The organism is Lysinibacillus sp. JNUCC 51 (genome assembly GCF_015999525.1).
Taxonomy (GTDB): Bacteria; Bacillota; Bacilli; order Bacillales_A; family Planococcaceae; genus Lysinibacillus; species Lysinibacillus xylanilyticus.
Genome location: NZ_CP065545.1, coordinates 3,214,482 through 3,229,593, shown reverse-complemented (window position 1 = coordinate 3,229,593; position 15,112 = coordinate 3,214,482). Strand labels below are relative to the sequence as shown.

Sequence of the window (15,112 nt, the reverse complement as noted above, 5' to 3'; positions counted from 1 at the left end):
CGAACATCTCCAAAGTAAGCTTATCCGTCACATGCACGTTACGCATATAGCTAAGACTGCTAGAAATCTTTCAAGCAGTGATTAAGGGTGGTACCGCGAACCAATGTTTTTTCAGCCTTTCGCCCCTTACAACACAATATCTGTGTTTGTAAGGCGCGGAGGGCTTTTTTTATCTTCATTTTGTAAAAGGAGATTTGTATATGCTGTAAGATGTACTATCTCTACAAAATTCAGACTGTTTTGTATATAAAGAACACTAACATTTTTTAATTAAAAGGAGCTAATTACAAATGACTACTCAAATGACTACTGCAACTAAAACAATTAACGTATTCATCGCTGATCCACTAAGTGAAGATGGTATTTTCCCATTACGACAAGAACAAGATTTAGACTTAAATATCATCGTTGATACTGGTCTTGCACCAGAAGAATTAATCGCAAAAATTGCGGATGTAGATGTTTTACTAGTACGTTCTCAAACAACGGTAACACGCGAAGTAATTGAAGCGGCTAAAAACTTAAAACTTATCGGACGTGCTGGAGTTGGTGTAGACAACATTGATCTAACTGCTGCAACTGAACATGGCATTATCGTAGTAAATGCACCAGACGGCAACACTAACTCTGCTGCTGAGCACACTATTGCAATGATGACTTCACTTGCTCGTCACATCCCACAAGCATTCAATACACTTAAAAACGGTAAATGGGATCGTAAATCTTATGTTGGAGTTGAGCTTAAAAATAAAACTTTAGGTGTTGTAGGCTTCGGTCGTATCGGTGTTGAAGTTGCTTATCGTGCAAAAGGTCAACGCATGAACGTTATGGCATACGATCCATTCCTAACAGATGAACGCGCTAAAGAGTTAGGGGTAACAAAATCAACAGTTGAAGAAATTTGTGCAACTGCAGATTTCATTACAGTACACACGCCACTTCTTCCTGAAACACGCAATCTTATTAACAAAGAAAAATTCGCTATGATGAAAGATGGCGTACGTATCATTAACTGTGCACGTGGCGGTATTATCAATGAGGACGATTTATACGATGCAATCGTAGAAGGTAAAGTAGCGGGTGCTGCTCTTGACGTATTCGTATCTGAACCAGCAACAGATCACAAGCTACTTACTTTACCACAAGTAATCGCAACACCTCACCTAGGTGCATCTACAATTGAAGCACAAGAGTCAGTTGCTGTTGACGTTTCAAACGACATCATTAAATTCTATAAAACAGGTACTGTAACTAACCCAGTAAACATGCCATCTATTCCAAAAGAGTTACTTGCACAAGTCGAGCCTTTCTTTGAATTAGCTGAAAAACTAGGTTCATTCTTATCTCAACTTACAACTGAGCCTGTAAAAGAAATCAACTTATCTTATGCTGGTGAAGTAGCAAATTATGATGTACGTCCATTAACGTCAAACGCGTTAAAAGGCTTATTAGCTAAAAACCACGGTAATCATGTTAATGATGTAAATGCTCGCTACCTATCTGAACGAATCGGCATGAAAATTAATGAGCATAAAACAACAACTGCTAAAGGCTTCACTAGCTTAATTACGATTGAAATTAAAACAGTAAACGAAACACACACAGTTGCTGGTACATTATTAAATGGTTTAGGTGCACGTATCGTTAAAGTAGAAGACTATGTTGTTGACGTTATTCCACAAGGTCACCTTCTTTACATTAAAAATACTGACAAACCAGGTGCAATCGGCCGCGTAGCTACAAAGCTAGCAGAAAAAGATGTAAACATCGCAACAATGCAAGTTGGTCGTGCACAAGTTGGCGGTACAGCTGTCATGATGCTAACAATCGACAATGCTGTAACAGAAGAAGATTTAACATTCGTTGCAAAGCTTGAAAATATTGATGAAGTAAAAGCTATTAACCTATAATATATTGATTTATATAGGCTGGGTAAAATTCTATAAAAATTAATAAACCGCATGAAATCAAATTAAAAACTTTGATTTCATGCGGTTTTACTTTTGCGATTCGAACTAAAAACAATTTGGTCTCATCATCACAGATGAGACCCTGGAGCGAGCCTCGCGAGGAAAGCGCCTAGTTGGAAACGGCAATCAACTCTATTTTACGGTGATGAGCTTTTTTTAAAATGATTGTAAAGTTTTTCGATATACTTCAAAAAACAAAAAAGTACTGATTCTTTCATGAATCAGTACTTTTTTACTTACAGCTTATTTACCAGTTCTAATAATGCAGTTAAAGAATCAACCTCATATGTTGGAGTAACAACACCATTTGGTACATTGTTTTCACGATTAATCCAAACGTTGCGCATACCAACACGAGATGAGCCTAAAATATCAGTATTTAGATTATCTCCAACCATGATCGCATCGTCTGCTGTAATACCTGCTTTCTCCATTACATACTCGAAAATAGAGGCATCTGGTTTTCCTTTACCAAAGTCCCCAGAGATAATTATATGGTCAAAATACGGTGCGATTTCTGGTGTTATTTCTAGCTTCAAATTTTGTAAACTTGGTGCTCCATTTGTCAGTAATACGAGTTGATACTTTCCTTTCAGCTTATCTAGCACCTCAAAAGTATCTTCATATAAGAATGGAGATACTTTACGCTCTGCCACAAAACGCTCCCCTAGCTCCGCCCCTAGTTGTGCATCATCAATACCAAGAGCTGCTAAGCCTTTTGTCCATGCTTCTGTACGATAGCCTGGCACGATATTTTTCATTTTTTGGAAAGAATCTGTTGGATCGTCGAATGTTCCCCAAAGGCCTTCGAATGGGTTAATGCCAATTAACACCGTATAATCATACGTTTCATAGCCTTCGTAAAGTGCACGCGCTTCTTTACGAACAGCTTCCTCTAGCTCAGCCGGATTTACATTATATATTGTTGCTGCATATTCACATGTTTTCTCAAATGCTGTTTTGACGGATTTTTTATCCCATAATAGCGTATCATCTAAATCAAAAATAATTGTGTTAATTGACATTGTGTCAGCTCCTAGCTTCCTATTAATATAATTATTTTAGCATATATTCAAAATATTTAGCATAGCGTTTTAGGTATTTTCGTCTCAATTTGGCCGGTTAAATATAGGCTCATCACCATAACGTGGGAGTGATTTCCGTTCCGGCTGGACGCTTTCTACTTACTTTTTTTCTATTTTTCTATTATATAAAAAAGAGAGCTAACCATGGGCTGCTCTCTACCGTACCTATCATTGTTCTGGCATTAATCCTTTCCCATTTGCAGGTAAGACTCAAAGATCCTTTTTGTTTTCACGCGAATAAAATAATAAGGTTCTTGCATTGCCTGCTGAACACTAATATTTTCATCTACTAATGATTCAACAGCGGTAAAATGTTCGAGCAACGCAGGTTTATCATTTTCATCTATTGCCCCTGACAATAAGACAGCCTGTACATTCGCTATTGTTGCAGCCTTCGCCACCCCTAAGGGAGCTTTCCCATGTAATGTTTGACGATCCGATTTTCCTTCACCTGTAATAACAAACTCAGCACCTTCTAAATGCTTTTTTAACTGTACTGCTTCAATCACAATCTCAATACCTGCATGAAAACTGCCGTTTAGAAAAGCTATTAACGCTCCTCCCAATCCCCCTGCAGCACCCGCTCCTTTGTAGTCGTGCAGTCGGATATTAAATTGCTTTTCTACAATGTCTGCAAACTGTTTTATGCAGCTATCAAAAAAGGCAATTTGATGCTTTTTCACACCTTTTTGAGGACCAAAAATAGCTGTTGCCCCGCTCTCTCCAATCAATGGATTATCAACATCACAGGCAATAATAAATGTTGCTTCAGCTATTCGGGGATCTAGCTGACTGACATCAATTGAAGCTAAATCTAATAGTGATGACACCCCATCAGAAATTAAAGTACCGTCTTCTTTTTTTAATTGCAGTCCAAGTGCCTTTAACATACCTACACCAGCATCATTTGTAGCACTGCCACCAATTCCGATAATAAACTTCCTAAATCCTTCATCAAGAGCAGCCTTTATAAGCTGTCCCGTTCCATACGTTGATGCAAGCTCAGGATTTTTTTCTCCGTCTTGCAATAGCATAATACCGGATGCTTGGGCCATTTCTATTACACATGTTTCATTATCACCGAGAACACCATATTTCGCTTCAATTACTCTCCCTATTGGGTCAAGCACATAATGCAAAATATATCGACCATTTGTTGAGGCAACAAGTGATTCTAGTGTACCTTCTCCACCGTCTGCTACTGGTAAAATGACGGTTTCAATCGATGGATCAACATCTAAGATTCCTGCTTGCATTGCATTAGCCACCTCGATGGCCGACAAAGTCCCCTTATAGGAATCTGGACTAATAACGACTTTCATTGTATACCTCCACTTATTTAAGTTAGGCGCTTATAATCATTATAAAATTCTGCTTAAAATATTTCCTGAGAATTTATCGGAATGTTTTTTTATTTTATCGGAACAATGTGTGGTTTTATCGGAATGTTTTCCAGGTTTATCGGAACATTATCACGATTTATCGGAATAAAAGAGGCAATCTGAACATCAAGTCAGATTGCCATCATTTTTATGCCTTATATAATTCGTCTAAAAACTCGATTTTTTTACCGATTGCCTCTTCAAACGTCATGATGTAGGCAGCCGGATCCTTTGGATTATGGAACTGTGTAATTTTCCCTGTTTCAGGATGAACAAATTTAGAGGATGCTCCACAGCCAATCCCTAAAATTGTCTGTACTTCTTCCATGATGACAATATTATAGATACTTTCTTCGCCAGCTTTACTGTAGCCGACATTTTCTAAATTGCCTAAAATATTTTTTTGACGGTATAAATAGTATGGTACATAATCATTTTCCTTCGTCCATACCTGAGCCATATGCATCATTTGTGCAACAGTATCACGGTCTGCCACCTTGTACTTATCCTTATTACGCGTCATTTCTGATGCACGCTTAAATGATAATGTGTGTACCGTTAGCGATTCAGGCTGCATTTTTCCAGATTCATCTAATGAATGCTGGAACTCCTCAATTCCTTCATTTGGTAAACCAATAATTAAATCCATATTAATATTATTCATACCTGATTCACGCGCTAACCAAAACTTATCAATTGTTTCTTGTACCGTATGATGACGACCAATTGCCTTAAGTGTTTCATCTGTATATGATTGTGGATTAACACTTATTCGGTCAATGCCCCATTTTTTTAACACTTCTAGTTTTTCAGGCGTAATCGTATCAGGTCTGCCCGCTTCGACAGTTACTTCACGGATTGTTTCAGGATGCGGGAAGGATTCATGCATCGTCTGGTAGAGTGCATCCATTTCATGCGCCTCGATAGACGTCGGTGTACCTCCACCCCAGTAAATGGACGTGATTTTCATATTGTTATCCTTCAGCCATTTCCCCATTTCACGTAATTCAATATGCAGCCCATCTAAAAATGTAGTAACACGCCCTTGTTTGCGATTGCTGCCAATCGCATAGGCTGGGAACGTGCAATAGGCACATTTAGTCGGGCAAAAAGGAATGCCGATATAAATACTTATTTCTTTCCCGATTTCATCTATATCAGGAATCGTCACTAACTGGCGAGCCACTATTTCTTTTAGTAGCGCTACCTTTTCTTCTGACAGACGGAAATCACGAATAAGAATATCTGCAATTTCTTCCTCTCTCTTCCCAGCCTTTCGGAATTTATGGTAAAGCTTAGTTGGACGCACCCCCGTTAAAATTCCCCACTGCTGATGCATTCCAGTATGTTGCTCTAGCACATCTAAAAAAACGTGAGACAAAGCACGCTTAATACGAATATTTAATTCACGTCCTTCAGCCCCAGATTCGTATTGAATACGGTAATCATTCGTATAACGCTTACCGTCTACCTCTAGAACAGCTCTTGTAGATATTGAGAAATCATCCCCAACGTTATATTCGAATGACACTGTCATATCTGTTCCTTCAGACTCTACTTTTAACTTTGAATCCTCGAAAAATAAATTCGCAATATGATTTAATACGCGAATCCAATCCTCAGGATATTTTTGATCTATGTGAATAATTTTCATTTTCTTCGCTCTTTTCTCATCAATTTTGCCTTGGCATAATTGCGTCTGGAATCGGCTTTGTGCTTGCACAAAGAACTCCTTTCCGATTCCATGACATCCGCCGGAGGCTTTGGGCCAACACGAAGTTGGTCACTCAGTCGTTGCCACAGGACGTGGCGTTCTTAGACTGAGTTCCTATCTTTCAGCGGGCGTTTGGACACCCTCTGAAAAACAGCTTAAATTCTCATTCATCTCACCACCTATATAAGTGGGAGACTTCTGTAGCTGACGCTTTGCTTTCGCTACATAAAACATTTGCTGTAAGAAGTTAAAAATTACAGCACCAATAGTTTAACAAATTTTTATAACGTTAAGCAAAGCCACAAATAATAACAGAACATTCTGTTTAACTTCTTTCAGCGTGTATCCAAACATCCGTATTACCGAAATGCCGACATCGTGTCTGCCCATATACTGGCCTAAGCACAAGCTAATTCTGATTAAGACGCTGTTCGTTCTCCCAAGTTTCCCGTGACTGTAATATTCGGATTAAAATTTTAAAAAAATCCCTATAAAGGCAATACTACCTTTACAGGGATTTTTTGAATTATTTTAAGTATTCCTCTACAAATTCAACTGGTACATATGTTTTACCTTCTAACAAAGCTGGGGCTGCATGAAGTGGACGTAATGCTTTGTTATAACCAAACATTTTTTCTCCACGAGTAATTGTGTAAGATAAATTACCTTTCGATACAATTGCACCTTTACCTGTTGACTCCACTTTATAGCCAAGCTTTTCGGCAATCAAACGCAATGGAACCATCTTTGTGCCATCGACTTCATAATAATCTGTAGCGATTATTTCTGCTCTCTCTGCATCTACAGTATTTTCTGTTGTATTTCCTGATTCTTCATCAAGGACAATTACTTTCGAAGGTGTTGTTTGAGCTGGGATACTCTTCGTTGAAACTGTATAGAAAACAACTAAGTTCTTCTCTTTTAAATCTTTAGCAGAAACTTTCTCTCCCTTCGTATTTAAAAGCTCTGTGTTTTCACCAATGTTTAATTTTAACATTTCATACGTATTGGTTAAGTTCTCAAAGAAGTAATCAACTTCAACAAATCCAGCTTCCTTAGTTTCAACAATGACAACATCGGGATTGAATTGTGGTGGATAAATTAATTTCTGTGGCTTGTTTGCAAATGTATAAGCTACAATTTTATCCCCTTCTTTAAGTTCAACTTTTTTACCTGTATTATCGAAAACCAGTGTATCTTTTGTTATCTCTAAAATGTTTGTTTGCTCGCCATCTTTTACTGTGAAATATGTAATTTTCTCACCAGAATTGACCTTTTCAACTGTTCCATTAGTAGTATTGAAAATGTGAACAGGATCAATTTGAATTTGTGGTAATTGCTGTTCTGTCTCTGTCGAATTTTCTTTTGCCGAAGCAACTGGTATTACTACACTTCCAAATAATAATGCTGTCATTGCCGCAGGTGCAAATTTTTTCATGTTCATAATATCTCTCCTTATTATTAGGTTCATAGTAGTAGTAGTTTTAGAATGGTAAAAGTTTCATTTAAAACTGGAAAATTTGCGATAAAACTATCTGCCATTAACATCTTTGAAAATTTACAATAACAAACAGAGTAATTGGATATTATTTCAACAGTAAGTTAATAATCGGACTATCACCAGTGCTTAGAGTTGATTTCTTGTTTACACCCTTGTAATTTTTCTTCTGTAGTAAATTTAGACAAAAAAACTGCACCTCCACTTGTTAGATGGTGTGTCTAACAAGCGGGGCGCAGTTCATAAATACTGGTGATTTTTTTTGAAGTGTCTTATACTTATTCCTTTACCATTTCCCTTAATCCTGTAATATCAATACCGTTTAATGCTTGAGTTGCAAGGCGATCGGCTTCTGAATTATCTTTACGTGATATTAGCTTGTACTCTGGCTGGATACTAAGTTCCTCTAGCTTTGCATCAATTTTATCGGCCCAGCTAGATAAATTCTTTTCAAGTGCTGGCCATTCCCCACTCAATTGATTGATAACAACTTGGGAATCACCAGTGAAACAAACGGGCAAATGGTGAACATTCAATAGCTCAAGCTCGACTAACCCCAAATAAAGTGCTGCGTATTCTGCCTCATTGTTGGATTTAAGCTCTGATGAAAAGGAATTTTGTCTTAATCGATATGGCTTGCCATTTTGCTCATAATAAATCACACAGCCTAGCCCCGATTGATTTGTACCTCGATCAAAGCCCCCATCAAAATAGACCGTAATATTGTGTGGCTCAGTGTCAATTTCCTTTAAATATGCCTTGAGTTCCTTTAAAGACCAATTTGTATCCTGTCGATCGACACAATGCAGTGATTTTACTCTCCCTGTTCGCTCCATGTCTTCTGCAAGTAGTAATGCTTGAGCTGCAGGCATTTCTTCTGAGCGCAAAACAGTTTCTGCACCCTTTTGCGCTTTATAGGTCCATTCAATAATTACATGCATAGTATAACCTCCAATGATATTGAGCCATAAATTGAAAACGTGCTCCGGCTTGCGGAAACACGTTTTTCTTCTTACTTGTTATATGTGCAACTATTAGTATTTTTATGCCTAAGAAAGCTGTTTAATCAGGACTCTCGTTTCGACTATAGAACATGTTGTTTTGTTGCTAAGTTATTGAACTTCACCATTTAGCGCCGCTTGGATGTTCTACTTAGAATTAAAATTCTTCATACAATGCTTGAATAGGTTTTATTAAAATGCGGTTTACCTCTTCAATGATCTTACTTAACTTCATTTCTGCCTCAAGCATTGCTGAAATTTTTGCATTTTGTTGTGCAAGCTGTGCAGTTTTTTGCGCGTAGACAAGCTCATCTTCCAAAATATCTTCGCCAGTTAATTGCTTTTTCTGTAGGTCAATTTGAACCTTACGGAAACTTTTGAATAAATTTAATGCCTCTTCATCTTGCTTAACAGCAGCCACTGCTTCTTTCAACGCTTCAAATTCAGGTGTTTTACGAAAAGTTCCCTCTAACGCATTAATTTCATTGTAAATATTAATCATAAACATAATTCTCCTTTTTAAATAAAGTAAACAATTAACCCTTGCACAATCCCAATCAATCCACCTAGAACTGCACCAAGTACTGTAATCATTTTAAACTCTCGCTTTGAAATACCTAGTACAAGTTCCTCTAATTTCTCTACAGGGAAAGAATCAACCTGCTCACGTACTACTTCTTGTAAATTTAAGCGTTCCAACACATCTTCTAATTTCTCTTCAGCTTTTACAAAAGCTTTTTCAATGGCTTGTGGAATAACTGTTTCCTTCATCCATGAATTACCTTCTGGCCAGTAATGTGAAATAGGATAATTTAAGCGCTCTTCAACTGCTAATTGTTCTTTTACGTAAGTTTGCAAATTCGATAATATTTGTTCAAAACGAATATCCTGTAAGAAATCCATTGCTGGGCGATCTTTTAATTTCTCAAATTCCTGAGTAAAAATTTTCGTTAATAATGCTGATGTTCCAGGTTTCTGTAAAAATTTTATAAGCTCACGCTGAACCTTCGACATGAGCGACGAAGAATCACCTAAAAACATATTAATCATTCCACCAAGTGATCCTTTTGACGATAAGAAGTCATCAATCATCGCCTTAATTGTCAGTTCTCCCTCAGGTGATAAAAAATAATCCTCACCCTTTTCTAAAATATGATCAACCGCTACTGGTATCTTTGCATCAATTGTATTTTGAATATCTGCTGATAATAGTGTACGAATTGATTTCGTTGATAGTGTATTCTTAACTGATTCAAATTGTCCCTCAACAATTGCTTCTACTTTTTGTTCAATTGTTGCTGGCATATTGGAAAACCCAGCTAATGATAGCCAATCTTGAATTGTTTTATCATTTGTAAAAATCGTTTCTTCTACCTTTGTTTGTACAAACTGTTCTACCTTTTCCTGAATATCCTTTGAGAAAAATTTCTTTCTAAAAGTTTCAGGTGTTAATAAATAATTCACAACCGTTAGCCCAAGTTGCTTTGCTAATTCGTCACGGCGTTTCGGAATAAGACCTGGTGTAAATGGCACGCGCCAATTTTTAATATAAATAGCTTTATGTGGTCGGAAAAGCATTTTTATAGCTAGGTGATTCGTTACACCACCGATTGCAGCACCGATAACTGCCATAAATATTAATGTAACTAGAAAATTATCCATTAGTATCCTCTCATTTCAATTGTATTCACTATTGGCGTATTTTGTCGCCTGCTGCACTAATTATAGCAGAGCAATGATTTTCTACGAAAGAAATTCCCTCTATTAGATTAACTATTTTTATCCATCTTTATTAATTTTAAAATATTGATTTCCGCTCTAGGCTACTCATTTTCCCATGGAGACAGATAGTCCATTGCCAATTATGCCATGTATTAAATAAAGACTTGGCGACTCCAGGAAGGTGCTTAGTCAGAACGGAAATCAACCACACGTTAATATTATGTCTAAGCATATACATAGCTACTCACAAAGCATTCGTAAAGTGAATAGTTGCAAAATTACCACTATCCTTGAATAATATTAATTACATATATAAGAAATGGGGTTTGGTTATGATTCAGCATTTTAGCTTTAAGCCATTATTTGAAAATTCTCAGCTTCCAGGTTGGTCTATTTCGTTTTTTTATCAACGTGAACGTTACTCAGCGGAGTACTTAAAAGATGGCGTTATACAATGGAATGGAGCTATCCCTCCAAACGAAGAGGATGTAAAAAAAATGATTCACGAGCTTATGTTGTACCATGTTTACGACTGATCAATTTCGCCTTGGGTAATCGTAGCTGTCGCTTCACTTTCACAAATCATTTCTGAATAAAGATAAAGTAGTATTTTCCTGAACTAACATTGCTTAAAAACACCTATTTTTTACTAATTTTAGCACTGCTATTATCTTAATATTGTCTATGTATATTGAAATTCCCTTATTTTTCTTATACATTTATGTTATCAAGTATTAAAGGTTTTTTATGCAGGAGGCTATTTCAATGAGTAAAGTCACTCTTTCTGATGACTTAAACAGTTATAATTCAAAAGCATTAATTCGTGCAAAAGTAAAAGAAGTTTTTTCCGAATTTTCCGCTAAAATTTTTGAGTTAGCGAATGAGGCTGAAGCTATTGATAGTAAAAAATTCGAGACTCTTTCTGGCTTTAAAGGTGATTTCTACAATGAATATTGCAGTCAATTAAAAGGATTTTTCAATTCATCTACTAGTACTTTCGGAAAAAGATCTGTAAAAAATATATATTTAACATATAAGGGCAAAAATTATATTTTTACACAGCAAGGCATAACAGAAAAAGCACCTGTTACAATTGCACTTTACTCAGGTGAAATACCCTTTAAAGAAACGCTTCACGATGTGGAAAAAGCGTGCTTAAAATTACGTTTTCAACAAAAATAAATAATTAAAGTAGAAGGAGCCATCTCATATAAATGAAAATGGCCCCTTTTTTGTTGAAAAAAATTTTAGCTTTCGCACAAACATTGCTGAAGTTTCGTTTTATCTCTATAAATGCTAGTGATATGCCAGAAAACATATCTTATGAGAATGGTTGATTGGAGTGGAGACTGGGCGACTCCTTGGGGAACAGCGTCACAGATGAGACCATGGAGCGAGCAGGCAGAGGAACGAAGGCTAAAACCATCACGTCCTGTGACAACGCCTTCGTGACCAACATCGTGTTGGCCCAAGCGGCTCATCGGACGCCCCCAGGAAAGCGCCCAGCCGGAACGGAAATCAACCCCTTGCTTTGCCGAAGAGCGATACTATGACACCATCTATTTTATTTTCAACAGTACAAAGGAGCCACCTCATATGAATGAGGCGGCTCCTTTTTGTTGCTATTAAAAATAATTCATTTAAAAAAATCCGCAAGTTTAGCTCTCTTGAGATTTTTGACGTGTCGTTTTATATGAGATGTAAATGCTTCTTTCTCTAAACAAACTATCTTCTTTGCTACATTTAAAGTTAGCATACAAAATTTCTATTTTCAATCTTTTGGTGTTTGAAAATGTTTAATTTTTTCAATTTGACTTTCACTACAGATAAATTGCCACAAGACGTGGCGTTCTTAGAGTGAATTCAGTGGATGTTTGGACACCCGCTAAAAGAAGTAAAAAAAATTGTTGTCAATATTTGTGTTTTGCATGTAAATATTTTATGATTAAATCATTCAACAATTTTTTAAAATCATAGGAGGTGTACACTTTGTTTACCTCCCTCATTCGGGCGGGGACAAAGGAATTATTTGGACGGAGACATAATGGAAATAACCATAAGGTTGGCGGCATTTGCCCTACTAATAATAATGACAGGATTTTTCGTTGCAACTGAATTTGCAATCGTTAAAGTAAGATCTACACGTATTGATCAATTGCTTGCAGAAGGCAATAAAAAAGCAAAAAATGCAAAACGTGTAATTTCAGATTTAGATGAATACTTATCTGCATGCCAATTAGGTATTACGATCACTGCTTTAGGTCTAGGTTGGCTTGGTGAACCTACATTTAAGATTATTTTGAATCCAGTGTTTGAATTTCTAAATTTGAGTGAAAATTTTACTACTGTCCTTTCATTTATACTTGCATTCTCAATTGTAACGTTTATGCATGTAGTTATGGGGGAATTGGCGCCAAAAACACTTGCCATCCAAAAAGCAGAATTTGTAACATTAAACCTTTCTGGCCCATTAATTATATTCCACAACATTACGTATCCAATCATTAAGCTGTTAAATGGATCTGCACGTGGCTTAACTGGCCTTTTCGGCTTAAAAATGATGTCAGAATCAGAAGTAGCCCATACTGAAGAAGAGTTACGTATGATTTTGTCGGATAGTTTAAAGGGTGGAGAAATTAATACTTCAGAATATGAATATGTGAACAGTATTTTTGAGTTCTCTGATCGTCTTGCGAAAGAAATCATGGTCCCACGTACTGAAATCGTCGGTATTGAAAAAGAACTAACGATTAGAGAAGTTTTCGATTTAATTGGCGTTGAGCAATATACCCGTTACCCAATTATCGATGGTGACAAAGACCATATTATCGGCTTAGTCAATATGAAGCATTTATTAACTGCTTACATTAAAGACCCAGCAAATGGTGATAAGCTAGTGATTGACTATATGCAGCCAATTATTCGCGTAATGGAGACAACGCAAATTAACGATTTATTACTAAAAATACAGCGTGAACGCATTCATATGGCCATTTTAATGGATGAATATGGCGGAACATCTGGACTAGTTACGATTGAAGATATTATTGAGGAAATTGTCGGCGACATTCAAGATGAGTTCGATGAAGATGAAATTCCAGAGGTTCAGGAAATTGCAGAAGATCACTATATTTTAGATGCGAAGATGCTAGTAGAAAACGTGAATGATATGCTAGGTACTGACATAGAAGATGATGATATTGATACAATCGGTGGTTGGTTCATGACAATGCGCTTTGATGCGGTCGAAGGAGATAGTATTGAAGAACAAGGTTATGAATTTATCGCAAAAGAATTAGATGGTCACCATATTTTATACTTAGAGGTTCTGAAATTACCTGAACGTGATTTATCAAATGACAACGATTAATAGCTGACTAAAAATTTATTATACCTCGGCATAATTGCGTTTGGACAAGCGCTGAAATAAGATAAATAGCCTTATCTTATTTACCTTGGTAAGATAAAAATCGAGCTTATTTGATTTGAGCGATAAATAAAATCAGCATTTTGCTCACAACCTATAAGAGCTTCTACTGAAATAAAATATAAACGCAAAAAACGACTCCCTTACTCGAGAAGGGGGTCGTTTTATAATGCCCGAAAGTTTTGCTAGGAGGAAACAAAATGGAGCTCTATACAAATTTACGTCAAGGGGAAAAAGGTGCATGGTTATCCATCGGCACATATATAATACTGAGCTCAATAAAACTGACAATCGGCTATATAGGAACATCAGAAGCATTAAAAGCAGATGGACTTAACAATACTACTGATATTATCGCATCCATTGCAGTATTAATTGGATTACGTATTGCCCAAATACCACCTGACTCCAATCATCAATACGGACATTTACGTGCTGAAACTGTTGCTTCACTTGTTGCATCGTTCATCATGTTAATTGTTGGCTTACAGGTACTCATCATTTCGATCAAAACTCTATGGGAGCCAACTGACACAGCGCCCTCGCTATTAACAGCCTATGTGGCAATCGGTAGTGCAGTAGTGATGTATATTGTTTATCGCTATAATTTGGCACTGTCCAAAAAAATAAAAAGCGCTGCTGTTAAGGCTGCAGCCTATGATAATCGCTCAGATGCGCTTGTCAGTATCGGTACAGCCATCGGGATTTTTGGAGCAATTTTCGGCTTCCCTATTATAGATACCATAACAGCTCTTCTCGTCGCACTTCTTATTATTAAAACAGCTGTAGAAATCTTTTGGGAGGCAGTTCAAAGCCTTACAGATGCCTTTGATGTTGAAGAGGTCGAAACATTATCCGTATTAATTCGCAATGTTGAAGGAGTGATCGAGCTCATCGACTTTAAAGGCCGAGCTCATGGCAATATGCATTTTATAGACGTAACAGTGACCGTCGATCCTTACTTAAATGTCTTTGAAAGTCATCGAATCACAGAGGAAATTGAAAAAACCGTTAATCATGAAAATTCCTTCTGCCAGGTACTCGTGCATATTGAGCCAGAAATAGCAATAATTCCTCCAGCAAATGGCGACAAGTCTCCTACTAATTGATAGTAGGAGACTTGTTTTTAATGTTTAGGTTTTAACTATGGTTCACCAATTCCCATTGCTAATTGTAAGAAGAAAGCATTGTGATTAGACCGATCCAACCTTTTTTAGACAATATCAAAGAGACTACTGCAAATATAATACCGATAATTGATAAAATGCTAAACAAAGTGATACTAAAATAAATATCAAAATCGGGCCCTCTTT

General features: G+C 36.8%; 12 protein-coding genes. 5 read left to right on the top strand and 7 right to left on the bottom strand.

What is annotated here, in order from left to right:
* The first annotated feature begins 302 nt into the window (after positions 1–302).
* Positions 303–1,910, top strand: coding sequence for a phosphoglycerate dehydrogenase (gene serA, locus JNUCC51_RS15545; RefSeq protein WP_337992246.1), 1,608 nt, complete (start codon positions 303–305; stop codon positions 1,908–1,910).
* A 296-nt stretch (positions 1,911–2,206) separates the two neighbouring features.
* Here the strand turns inward: serA and JNUCC51_RS15540 are convergent, their stop codons facing one another.
* The 7 genes from JNUCC51_RS15540 to JNUCC51_RS15510 all read right to left on the bottom strand — a co-directional run bounded on the left by JNUCC51_RS15540 (position 2,207) and on the right by JNUCC51_RS15510 (position 10,312).
* The gene (locus JNUCC51_RS15540; protein ID WP_337988786.1) at positions 2,207–2,995 is read right to left on the bottom strand and encodes an HAD family hydrolase; all 789 of its coding nucleotides are present in this window, start codon (positions 2,993–2,995) and stop codon (positions 2,207–2,209) included.
* A gap of 242 nt (positions 2,996–3,237) precedes the next feature.
* Positions 3,238–4,377 carry a glycerate kinase gene (locus JNUCC51_RS15535; protein ID WP_337988785.1) on the bottom strand — a complete coding sequence of 380 codons (1,140 nt, stop codon included), beginning with the start codon at positions 4,375–4,377 and terminating at the stop codon, positions 3,238–3,240.
* 208 nt (positions 4,378–4,585) lie between these two features.
* Positions 4,586–6,091, bottom strand: coding sequence for a coproporphyrinogen III oxidase (locus tag JNUCC51_RS15530; protein WP_337992245.1), 1,506 nt, complete (start codon positions 6,089–6,091; stop codon positions 4,586–4,588).
* A gap of 586 nt (positions 6,092–6,677) precedes the next feature.
* Positions 6,678–7,595, bottom strand: a complete 918-nt coding sequence (locus JNUCC51_RS15525; protein ID WP_337988784.1) for a copper amine oxidase N-terminal domain-containing protein — start codon at positions 7,593–7,595, stop codon at positions 6,678–6,680.
* Positions 7,596–7,927: 332 nt separating this feature from the next.
* Positions 7,928–8,590, bottom strand: a complete 663-nt coding sequence (locus JNUCC51_RS15520) for a ribonuclease H family protein (RefSeq protein WP_337988783.1) — start codon at positions 8,588–8,590, stop codon at positions 7,928–7,930.
* A gap of 217 nt (positions 8,591–8,807) precedes the next feature.
* Entirely contained in the window at positions 8,808–9,152 is a 345-nt protein-coding gene (locus tag JNUCC51_RS15515; protein ID WP_337988782.1) for a YlbF family regulator, read from the bottom strand.
* A gap of 17 nt (positions 9,153–9,169) precedes the next feature.
* Positions 9,170–10,312, bottom strand: a complete 1,143-nt coding sequence (locus tag JNUCC51_RS15510; RefSeq protein ID WP_100545623.1) for a DUF445 domain-containing protein — start codon at positions 10,310–10,312, stop codon at positions 9,170–9,172.
* Between the two features lie 392 nt (positions 10,313–10,704).
* On the opposite strand from JNUCC51_RS15510, the gene JNUCC51_RS15505 reads away from it, so the two are divergent.
* From JNUCC51_RS15505 to JNUCC51_RS15490, 4 genes are all read left to right on the top strand, one after another.
* Positions 10,705–10,908 carry a YheE family protein gene (locus JNUCC51_RS15505; RefSeq protein WP_100545624.1) on the top strand — a complete coding sequence of 68 codons (204 nt, stop codon included), beginning with the start codon at positions 10,705–10,707 and terminating at the stop codon, positions 10,906–10,908.
* Between the two features lie 229 nt (positions 10,909–11,137).
* Positions 11,138–11,554: a hypothetical protein gene (locus JNUCC51_RS15500; protein WP_337988781.1), complete on the top strand. Its 417-nt coding sequence runs from the start codon at positions 11,138–11,140 to the stop codon at positions 11,552–11,554.
* Between the two features lie 862 nt (positions 11,555–12,416).
* Positions 12,417–13,742 carry a hemolysin family protein gene (locus JNUCC51_RS15495; protein WP_337988780.1) on the top strand — a complete coding sequence of 442 codons (1,326 nt, stop codon included), beginning with the start codon at positions 12,417–12,419 and terminating at the stop codon, positions 13,740–13,742.
* Between the two features lie 257 nt (positions 13,743–13,999).
* On the top strand, positions 14,000–14,908 hold the full coding sequence (locus tag JNUCC51_RS15490; RefSeq protein WP_337988779.1) for a cation diffusion facilitator family transporter: 909 nt from the start codon (positions 14,000–14,002) through the stop codon (positions 14,906–14,908).
* The last annotated feature ends 204 nt before the right edge of the window (positions 14,909–15,112 follow it).

Coding starts and splice junctions, on each gene's coding strand:
- serA (WP_337992246.1), top strand. CDS start 303: ATGACTACTGCAACTAAAACAATTAACGTATTCATCGCTGATCCACTA.
- JNUCC51_RS15540 (WP_337988786.1), bottom strand. CDS start 2,995: ATGTCAATTAACACAATTATTTTTGATTTAGATGATACGCTATTATGG.
- JNUCC51_RS15535 (WP_337988785.1), bottom strand. CDS start 4,377: ATGAAAGTCGTTATTAGTCCAGATTCCTATAAGGGGACTTTGTCGGCC.
- JNUCC51_RS15530 (WP_337992245.1), bottom strand. CDS start 6,091: ATGAAAATTATTCACATAGATCAAAAATATCCTGAGGATTGGATTCGC.
- JNUCC51_RS15525 (WP_337988784.1), bottom strand. CDS start 7,595: ATGAACATGAAAAAATTTGCACCTGCGGCAATGACAGCATTATTATTT.
- JNUCC51_RS15520 (WP_337988783.1), bottom strand. CDS start 8,590: ATGCATGTAATTATTGAATGGACCTATAAAGCGCAAAAGGGTGCAGAA.
- JNUCC51_RS15515 (WP_337988782.1), bottom strand. CDS start 9,152: ATGATTAATATTTACAATGAAATTAATGCGTTAGAGGGAACTTTTCGT.
- JNUCC51_RS15510 (WP_100545623.1), bottom strand. CDS start 10,312: ATGGATAATTTTCTAGTTACATTAATATTTATGGCAGTTATCGGTGCT.
- JNUCC51_RS15505 (WP_100545624.1), top strand. CDS start 10,705: ATGATTCAGCATTTTAGCTTTAAGCCATTATTTGAAAATTCTCAGCTT.
- JNUCC51_RS15500 (WP_337988781.1), top strand. CDS start 11,138: ATGAGTAAAGTCACTCTTTCTGATGACTTAAACAGTTATAATTCAAAA.
- JNUCC51_RS15495 (WP_337988780.1), top strand. CDS start 12,417: ATGGAAATAACCATAAGGTTGGCGGCATTTGCCCTACTAATAATAATG.
- JNUCC51_RS15490 (WP_337988779.1), top strand. CDS start 14,000: ATGGAGCTCTATACAAATTTACGTCAAGGGGAAAAAGGTGCATGGTTA.